This window comes from Pannus brasiliensis CCIBt3594 (assembly GCF_036688125.1).
In the GTDB taxonomy this organism is placed as follows: Bacteria; Cyanobacteriota; Cyanobacteriia; order Cyanobacteriales; family Microcystaceae; genus Pannus; species Pannus brasiliensis.
Genome location: NZ_JBAFSM010000094.1, coordinates 1 through 8,889 on the forward strand (window position 1 = coordinate 1; position 8,889 = coordinate 8,889).

At 51.8% G+C, this 8,889-nt stretch carries 9 protein-coding genes and 1 pseudogene; 4 read left to right on the forward strand and 6 right to left on the reverse strand.

The window, feature by feature from the left end; genetic code table 11:
- Nucleotides 1-418 precede the first annotated feature (418 nt).
- From rpmB to sfsA, 4 genes are all read left to right on the forward strand, one after another.
- On the forward strand, nt 419-655 hold the full coding sequence (rpmB, locus tag V0288_RS24480) for a 50S ribosomal protein L28 (RefSeq protein WP_332867817.1): 237 nt from the start codon (nt 419-421) through the stop codon (nt 653-655).
- Between the two features lie 208 nt (nt 656-863).
- Nucleotides 864-1,130, forward strand: a complete 267-nt coding sequence (gene psaK, locus V0288_RS24485) for a photosystem I reaction center subunit PsaK (protein ID WP_332867818.1) — start codon at nt 864-866, stop codon at nt 1,128-1,130.
- A 249-nt stretch (nt 1,131-1,379) separates the two neighbouring features.
- Nucleotides 1,380-2,870, forward strand: coding sequence for an AAA-like domain-containing protein (locus V0288_RS24490; RefSeq protein ID WP_332867819.1), 1,491 nt, complete (start codon nt 1,380-1,382; stop codon nt 2,868-2,870).
- A complete protein-coding gene (gene sfsA / locus V0288_RS24495) occupies nt 2,871-3,605 on the forward strand; it encodes a DNA/RNA nuclease SfsA (protein WP_332867820.1) in 735 nt (244 codons plus the stop codon). It begins immediately after the preceding gene.
- A 141-nt stretch (nt 3,606-3,746) separates the two neighbouring features.
- Here sfsA and V0288_RS24500 read toward each other — a convergent pair whose 3' ends face one another.
- The 6 genes and pseudogenes from V0288_RS24500 to V0288_RS24525 all read right to left on the reverse strand — a co-directional run.
- Nucleotides 3,747-3,998 (reverse strand): hypothetical protein, encoded by a 252-nt coding sequence (locus tag V0288_RS24500; protein ID WP_332867821.1) that lies wholly within the window; start codon nt 3,996-3,998, stop codon nt 3,747-3,749.
- A gap of 5 nt (nt 3,999-4,003) precedes the next feature.
- A complete protein-coding gene (locus V0288_RS24505) occupies nt 4,004-4,762 on the reverse strand; it encodes a hypothetical protein (protein WP_332867822.1) in 759 nt (252 codons plus the stop codon).
- Nucleotides 4,763-4,794: 32 nt separating this feature from the next.
- Nucleotides 4,795-5,169, reverse strand: coding sequence for a Mo-dependent nitrogenase C-terminal domain-containing protein (locus V0288_RS24510; protein WP_332867823.1), 375 nt, complete (start codon nt 5,167-5,169; stop codon nt 4,795-4,797).
- A gap of 705 nt (nt 5,170-5,874) precedes the next feature.
- Nucleotides 5,875-7,641 (reverse strand): arginine--tRNA ligase, encoded by a 1,767-nt coding sequence (gene argS, locus V0288_RS24515; RefSeq protein ID WP_332867824.1) that lies wholly within the window; start codon nt 7,639-7,641, stop codon nt 5,875-5,877.
- Nucleotides 7,642-7,741: 100 nt separating this feature from the next.
- The gene (locus V0288_RS24520) at nt 7,742-8,206 is read right to left on the reverse strand and encodes a DUF29 domain-containing protein (RefSeq protein ID WP_332867825.1); all 465 of its coding nucleotides are present in this window, start codon (nt 8,204-8,206) and stop codon (nt 7,742-7,744) included.
- 110 nt (nt 8,207-8,316) lie between these two features.
- Nucleotides 8,317-8,889 (reverse strand): annotated as a pseudogene (locus V0288_RS24525) (hypothetical protein); the annotation flags it as partial.

Here is an 8,889-nt window from a genome sequence, read left to right on the forward strand (position 1 = left end):
TGTATTCGTTTGTCTGTGGTGTGAAATGTTGGACTGGTGTGATGGTGGGAAGGGTCGGGTCGGCGGGTAAGCATGTCTGGTGTGAGGTGCGGGGGGTCGGCCCGGGGACTGGTCTGGCAAATGTGTATGTAGGGTGCAGGAGTGGGAAGGGGCGGGCCTGGTGTAGTGGTGGAAGGGGGAGAGGTGGGGGGGGGGGAGATGGGGAGAGGGGGGAGATGGAAATGAATTATAGAGAGGAGATTGTTTCGGGAAAAAATCAAGAGTTTCGAGAAAGTTACTCCCTACTCTCCTGCCTCCTGCCTCCTGCCTCCTGACTCCTGACTCCTGACTCCCCGAGAATGACTTGCTTTCGCGCGGGGGTGTTGATTACACTAGATAGGTTGAGAATGTATCGTCATCGATCGAGCAGGAGAGAACTATGTCTCGCGTTTGTATGTTAACGGGAAAAAAGGCGAATAACGGCTACGCGGTTTCCCACTCGCACCGCCGCACGAAAAAACTCCAGGAAGTCAACCTGCAATGGAAACGGATCTGGTGGCCGGAAGGCAATCGCTGGGTGAAGTTACGCCTATCCACCAAAGCGATTAAAACCCTGGAACGCAAGGGTCTATCCGCTTTCGCTAGAGAAGCGGGCTTGAATTTAAATCATTACTAAGGTTCGGTCGAGCCGTCAGCCGTCAGCCGTCAGCTAATCGCCGATTACGGGTAACGACACGATAGAGAAAGATGCGAACGTGAAAGCTGATCGCTGAAAGCTGATAGCTCCCCCGGAATCGTTAATTATTACAACAAAATGTAACGGCGAGGGATGGCACCGCTTAAGATGAGAGTCTGAAAATGACCTATTTTCAGGAGAACTGTCGATGTATTCATCCCTGTTACTGGCCGCCGCCTCGGTTCCCGCCTCGATCGAGTGGAGTCCGAAAGTCGCCATCGTCATGATTATCTGCAATATTATCGCCATCGCCTTCGGGAAAGCGACCATCAAACAGCCCAGCGTCGGCCCCTCCTTACCGTCGCCTAACCTGTTCGGCGGTTTCGGCCTCGGCGCGGTCTTGGGAACCGCTAGTTTCGGTCATATCCTCGGGGCGGGTACGATTCTCGGTCTGGCCCGTCTAGGCGTACTCTAGGGAAGAGGGATCGGTAGTTTCGGCTACCGGTTCCGGTTTCCGAAAATTCACGCGGTTGTTTTTTTCGGGAAATGATTACGACGGGACCCGAGTCTCTACCATCGAGATCGCGTGATGACCTCCTCGATCGCCCGTCGCCCGGAAAAAGACCCGTACTTTCGCGGAATTCGCCAGCCCGCGGTCGAGGTATAGATCTAGTTACTATTCGATCGCTCGACGATCGCTTCCCGATCGATTTCAAGAGGACGTATGGTAGAAGCGCGGCAGAAACAGCAAAGGAAACGGGGAATTATTTTAAGCGATCGGGGCTGGGAGAAACTACAATCAGCCCAGGAAGACGCGCGACATCGGGAGAATAACGGGAATCGCTTCACCCTGGCCCTGCTGGCCGAAAAAACGGGTTTAGTGTCGGATACGCTGATGAAGGTTGCCGACCGCGAGGAGAAAGTCGATCGGAAAACGTTGAAACAGTATTTTCAGGCTTTCGGATTAACCCTAGAACCCCAGGATTATTACTATCCCGATCCGGAGGATGAAGAAAGGGTTCCCGTCGACAACCCTCCCGATCTCCCGGAATTCCCGGAAGGACAGATGCCCCTCGATTCTCCCTTCTATCTGGAACGGGGAACGATCGAGCGGGACTGTTATCGGGAGATCGAGCGGCCGGGAAGCTTGATCCGGATTAAAGCCCCGAAACGGACGGGAAAAACCTCCCTCGTTACCCGGATTCTCGATCGGGCGGGTCAGTTGGGCTATCCCGCGGTTTATCTGAGTTTGCAGTTAGCCGATAGCGGGCTTTTTGACGATCTCGATCGATTTCTACGCTGGTTCTGCGCCAATGTTACCCGATCGCTCGGACTGAAGAACGAGATCGAGGAGTATTGGGACGATCTTTTCGGCTGGAAGATGAGTTGTAAGATCTACTTCGAGCAATATATCCTTCCCGCTCTCGATCGCCCGCTCGTCATCGCTCTCGACGATATCGATCGACTGTTCCAACATCCCCATCTGGCGGACGATTTTTTTAGCCTCCTGCGATCGTGGCACGAGGAAGGTAAAAATAAAGCGATCTGGCAAAAATTACGCCTGATCGTCTCCCACTCTCACTCTACCGAAGTCTATACCCCGCTCAATATCAATCAATCCCCGTTTAATGTCGGTTTTCCCGTGAATCTTCCCCCTTTCACCGGGGATCAGGTGGAAGCGCTCGCGCGGCGTTACGGGGTGAGCGTGGACGCGGCCGGTTTACTCGAATTCGTCGGGGGGAATCCCTACCTGACCGGTCTGGCACTCTACCACGTCGCCCGTCGCGATCGAACGCTGGCGGAAATTCTCGACACCCCCGTTACCGACGACAGGAATATCTATCACGACCATCTCCAGCGTCAAGCGTGGAACCTGCAAAATCTTAGTCCGGGGTTACGATCGACCTGGGAACGGGTCGTGATGGCCGGGGGGGCGATCGCCATCGACTCGATCGACGCGTTCCATCTCCAGAGTCTCGGATTTATCCGATTTCAGGGCAATCTCAGCCAACCGAGCTGTCAACTGTACGCCGGGTATTTCCGCGACTATTTCCAAGGGAGGGCGAAAACTAGCTCGATCGGGGAGAGCGAGCCAGGAAACCCCGGCCCGACGCGTCATCATCCGAAAAGCCCGCCGAATTCTCCGCCCTCGGGCTATCCCGGAGAGGCGAGAGAGAGAAAAAAGATCGGGGAATGGAAGGAGACGACCGCCTAGATGAACCGTGAATTAGTTCATAGTTACCCTCCTCTTGTCAAGGGTATTTTAATTAAACGTTACAAGCGGTTTTTCGCCGATATCGAATTGGCCGACGGCTCGATCGTTACCGCGCACTGTCCCAACACCGGGCCGATGACGGGGGTGTGCGTCGAGGGTTCCCCCGTGTACCTGTCCGCGAGCGATAATCCCAAGCGGAAACTCGCGTTTACCTGGGAGATGATCCGACTCGGGGAAACCTGGGTGGGGGTGAATACCAACCTTCCCAATCAGGCGATCAAAAACGCGCTCGTTCGGGGTTTATTCCCCGATTTGGTAGGCGAGACCACGGTGGTGCGATCGGAGGTCGCCTACGGTCAAAATAACGGCAGTAGAGTGGATTTCCTCTTGACACGGGGGGACGATCGCCCGACCTATATCGAGGTCAAGAATACTACCTGGACGCGGGGAGAGATCGCGCTTTTTCCCGACACGGTGACGACGCGGGGACAGAAACACCTGATCGAGTTAACGGACTTACTGCCGAACGCGGAACCGGTGATGCTGTACTTCATCAATCGCGGGGATTGCACGAGTTTCGCTCCGGGAGACAGCAAAGATCCCCGTTACGGTCAATTATTCCGCCGGGCGGTAGAAAAAGGGGTCAAAGTATTACCCTGCCGCTTCGAGGTAACACCGTCCGGAATTTATTATCTGGGATTGGCCGAACTGTTATTACAGGAACCCGGAGTCTAGGGAGATGGGGGGATGGGGAGGTGGGGAGTGGGAAATCAAGATAGAGAGGCTCTAGTTTCGGGAAAAAATGGAGACTTTCGAGAAATTTACTCCCTACTCCTGCCTCCTGCCTCCTGACTCCTGACTCCTGACTCCTAAAAACTACAATCTCTCCACGCTACCGAAAAAGACCGGTTCGACGCGGATGGCGACGATACTGGAGGGACGGATGACCATGTATTCGCCTTGAATATTCTTGATCGGGATGTTGATAAAGTCGTTAGAGTCCGCTTTGGGAACGAGTTCGTTACTGTACCACTTTTGGAAATCCTGAATAGTGGGAAAGCGGACTTCCTCTCGATGTCCGCTGTTTAAAAAGAGATGGATCGCGTACTCGTCGGCTTTTCTACTCATGATGGTCAGGGGGTAAGATTAAACTTCTGTAAGAGGGATTCCAGTAGGGGGGGAAAGGTTCGACGTAATCCCGCGGGGTCGGTAAAGCTGAATTGTTGATGTTGCGGGACATCGAAGGGAACTTTCCCCTTCAATTCGGGTCGATCGAGGGAAGCCAGTAGGATTTGCCCCGATCGCTTGCACTCGATCGCGTAGCCTAATTCCACACAAACGAGCGGATCTAATAGTATTTCTGATTCTACCTGACTAATTGCCGTCGTGTCGGCGATAAATAACAAACTTTTGCGAATTTTTCGGAATTGGCTATCACTGAGACGGGTCGGGTTCCCCTCGGCGCGGGGAGTTTCTTCTAAGATCAGGGGTAAGCGCGACCGTCGATTGAATGTTTCGATCGCTTCTAACAGTACCGCGCGCAGAGCGTCACTCGCGTCCGCGAACCTTGTCTGATAACTCAGGTAAATAATCGGGTCTAACCAGGCGTTAATGTCGCGCTTGGTAAAATAAATCTCGTGGGAAAGTAAATCGATGTTCGAGATAGCGTACCCACCACTACCCTCGATATAAAATTCGACGGTATCCCCTTCTAGGTAACGCTGGAACCAGAACGATCCCTGTATATCCAGACTATCATCGAGAAAGTCCGCCCGTAAACCCGATTTTAAGAGACTATTACGGCTTAACCGAAGATCGTGGGGACGTTTGACCACTTCACGGATCGGTTCGTATTTGTCTAAATACCAAGCTTTGAGCGCGATGATGGCCATGGGGTTGGCGATTTTAGGCGTATCTCTCGATTCTAGCAGTAAGCGCTAACGTCCTCACCACATTCATCCGCGAGATAGGTTAGCGCCCGAAAACGCAGTACCATCAGTTCCTCGTATACCGGGTTAATCTTGCACAGGGGGGGGATCGTCAGGATCGTCCGTCCGAAAAGGCTGATTTTTCGAGCGAAGGGACATTGCGCGGGGATCAGTTTACAGATCCGGCGGGCTAGTTCGGGCGTATCGATCGCGATTCCCTCGATCCACGATCGAATCGGTCGGAAAATATCGATTTTGGGACGGGAAGGCGCGGGGGGTAAGGATTCCTTTTTGTCTCGGGAAGGATTCTCGATCCAGTGCGACAAAATGATTCGTTTTATGGTATAATTGGATACATTAATTGTTTCCATGATTCGATCGCTATTGGTGGATTGATAGGGTTCTATCTCGAACTACGAGAGGCAGGGGGAATTTTCCCGAAACCCCATCCCGAGGCGCGAGAAAGATAGATAAGTTGATAGAAGGGGGAGTTCGATCGACGCGACCGAGCTTCTATTTCTGTAATAGCACGAGAACGATGGGAATCGGGGTAGAAAAGCGCGGGAATCCTCTTCCATCGGGAGAGAGAGCGAGTTAGTCGATCGAGGGACGGAGAGGAGCTTCCCGGATCGATCCACTCGGTTTCCATCTTCTTCTAGGAGAAAAATTCGGGCGTGAGGGAAATTACGGGAAATCGACCGCGAACAGGATTGGAGAACCGCGTAATTACAGAAATTAGCGGGAATCGGTCAGCGAGATGGTTTTGGCATCGAGAGTGATCGTGTCGTTCTCCGGGCGGTGAAGTGCCGCGAGAGAAACGATGGGATTTTGATAGCGGAAGGCGGGAACGGAAGGCGATCGAGAACGAGCGTGTGGTTATCGGTCGCGGATTTTTCGGGTGGGTTTGCCCTCGTGGCTTACCGCTCTATCTACTAGGGTATCAAACCCGGTTCTATTCGACTTCCGCATAGTACATTTTTTCCCAGTATAAAATCATACCTACCTCTTTGGGTAGATACGGAAAAGATTTCGATCGCTCTATAAAAGCGGGTTCGATAATAGATCGGGGGGAATCTTTACATCCTTTCTAAAACCGAAATTCCCAATAGGGATAAGCCTAATTTAAGGGTTCTGGCGGTGAGATCGCACAGGACGAGACGAGACGTTTTGATCGGTTCTTCGGACTTCAAAACGGGACAATTCTCGTAAAAACGATTGTATTTTTTGCCCAGTTCGTAGAGGTAATCACAGAGGCGATTGGGAAGTAAATCTTCTTCTACCGCTTGAATGACTTCGGTTAGCTGTAGGATGTGTTTGGCTAGAGCTAATTCCGTCTCGTGTTCGAGATGAATTCGCGCGTTTTCCCGTAACCCTTCAAAGTCGATCCCTCCCTCGCGGCCGATACTGCGAACCCGCGCGTAAGCGTACAGCATATAGGGCGCGGTGTTGCCCTGGAGGTTGAGCATTTTCTCGAAACTGAAGATATAGTTACTGTTGCGATTCTGGGCGAGATCGGCGTATTTTACCGCGCTCAGTCCGACCACTTCCGACACTTTTTCGATGAATTCCTCGTTTTCGGCGCGGTTTTCATCTTGGAGACGTTTTTCGAGATCGGCGCGGGAATGCTCGATCGCCTCGTCGAGTAATTCCTGTAATTTAACGGTATCGCCCGATCGGGTTTTTAATTTTTTGCCGTCTTCTCCTAACACTAATCCGAAGGGAACGTGAACTACCTCGACGTTATCGGGGAGGAACCCGGCTTTCGTGGCGACCTGGAAAACTTGGGCGAAATGATTGGCCTGTCCCGCGTCGGTAACGTAGATAATTCTTTCGGCTTTATCCTCGTTCACGCGGTAACGGATCGCGGCCAGATCCGTGGTGGCGTAATTGTATCCCCCGTCGGATTTTTTGACGATTAAGGGCAGGGGATCGCCGTCTTTATTGGTAAAACCGTCGAGAAACACGCAGGACGCGCCGTTATCTTCTTTTAAAAGTCCCTGTTTATCTAATTCTTCGACGACGCTTTCGAGGTAGGGATTGTAGAAAGATTCGCCGCGTTCGGTGAGATCGGGATGGATAGTGAGTCGATCGTAAATTTTTTTAAATTCGCGACGGGATTGATCGCAGAGTAATTGCCAGGCTTTGTTGCTTTCGGGATCGCCGGATTGGAGTTTGACGACCGCTTTTCTGGCGTTTTCTTTAAAGGTTTCGTCCTCGTCGAAGCGGATTTTGGCTTTTTTGTAGAAAGTAACCAGATCGCCGAGATCTAGCGCGTCCGCGGTGGTTAGCGCGTCGGGATAGGCTTCTTTGAGGTAGGTGATCAGCATTCCGAATTGGGTTCCCCAGTCCCCGACGTGGTTGAGACGGAGGACATCGTGGCCGCGGAATTCGAGGAGGCGCGCGATACAATCGCCGATAATGGTCGATCGCAGGTGGCCGACGTGCATTTCTTTGGCGATGTTGGGACTGGAGAAATCGACGATGACGCGTTGGGCGCGCTCGGCTTTTTCGACTCCGAGACGGGGATCGGCGATGAGGGAGTTCAGCCTTTGTTCGAGATAACCGGGTTTCAGGGTGAGGTTGATGAATCCGGGCCCGGCGATTTCGGGGGTGTTGCAAAGGTCGGTAATGTCGAGATTGGCGAGGATGGTTTCGGCAACGTCGCGCGGTTTCTGTTTGAGTTCTTTGGCGAGGGAGAGGGAGATATTACACTGATAGTCGCCGAATCGGGGGTTTGTCGCGGGTACGAGGAGGGGATCGGTGTTGGCGAGGGATTCCCCGAAGGCTTTGACTAAGGCTTCGGAAAAACGGGTTTTGAGTTGTCGGGCGATCGAGGAAGTCATGGGAGAAAATTCACGGATCGAGGATGGGTCTTTTAGTATGCTACCCGGCGATCGGGCTGAGGGGAGCGATCGGCAAAGCCGCGCCTCCGGCGATCGGGTTTCAGGCGATCGACGGCAAAAAATCCTCGTTCATAATCTCGTCCGCGGAGAAAGGACAGGTTTCCGGAAAAAGAGATTTGGGGAGATCGCTTTTTTTGGCGGCGAGTTTTACCGCTTTGGGATAGATTACTTCGATCTCCTCCTGAAAATAGTTATAGAGGGTTCTCGATCGAAATAAAATTTCGAGTTGAGTTCGGAAGTTGGCGATCTCGATGCTCCATCCGCGTCCCGACCATTCTCTCTCGCTATTCCAGTACCGATACAGTAGTAAATGAATCAAAAGCTGGAGTAAATAACTATCGACTTTATGTTTCTGTTCGCTTCCCAATCCTTCTATCTCCTCGATGAGATGGGGCCAATCTAGGGAATCGATCGATCCCGCTTTCATCAGTCGCGTTGTTTCCTCTACCCAAGCGACAAAATCCTCGGTATAGAGTGCCGATAATCGATCGCGCGTGTTTACCATTTCTAAACTTTCAACCCGATTGTTATTGGTCTCTCGAAATCTAGCTTAACAGGTGGTGGGTTACGGTGCGAAGGGAGATTTTCGGTTGGTTAGCCTCACGTATCGCGCATCTAACCCACCCTACGGGATGGGGGATGGGAATGGGCGAAATGATCGAGTAATTCGCGGTGGAGGAAGCGGTAATGTCCGCCGGTTCGTAGGAGTAAACGACGCTCGACGCAGTAATTTAGAAAGCGGGCAAAATTCCAAGGGATCGCGCCGCTTTGCCAGAGGACGATACGCAGGGCAATGTGTTGTACACAGGCTACTCCGCCACCGAGAAAGAAGCCGAAGAATAGCGCGAAACCAAGTCCTGAAATTAGCGATTCGGGAAAAGTAATGCCGATCGAATGTATCCATTCGTGATTTTTAGACTGTTCGTATATAGATAATCTATCCCATACAGTGATTATGCCAACAACTACAGAGATTGGATATGAAAAACTACTTATCCATAATGTACTTTGTAGCGAGTTATAAATGCCTTGATTTGGATAAGATCGACTTTTTAAGTCTTGCTTAAATGTTGAAATCAGCCCCCAAATCAGCCCAAAAATCAGCCCAAAAATCAGCCCCCAAATCAGCCCAAAAATCAGCCCCCAAATCAGCCCAAAAATCAGCCCAAAAATCAGCCCCCAAATCAG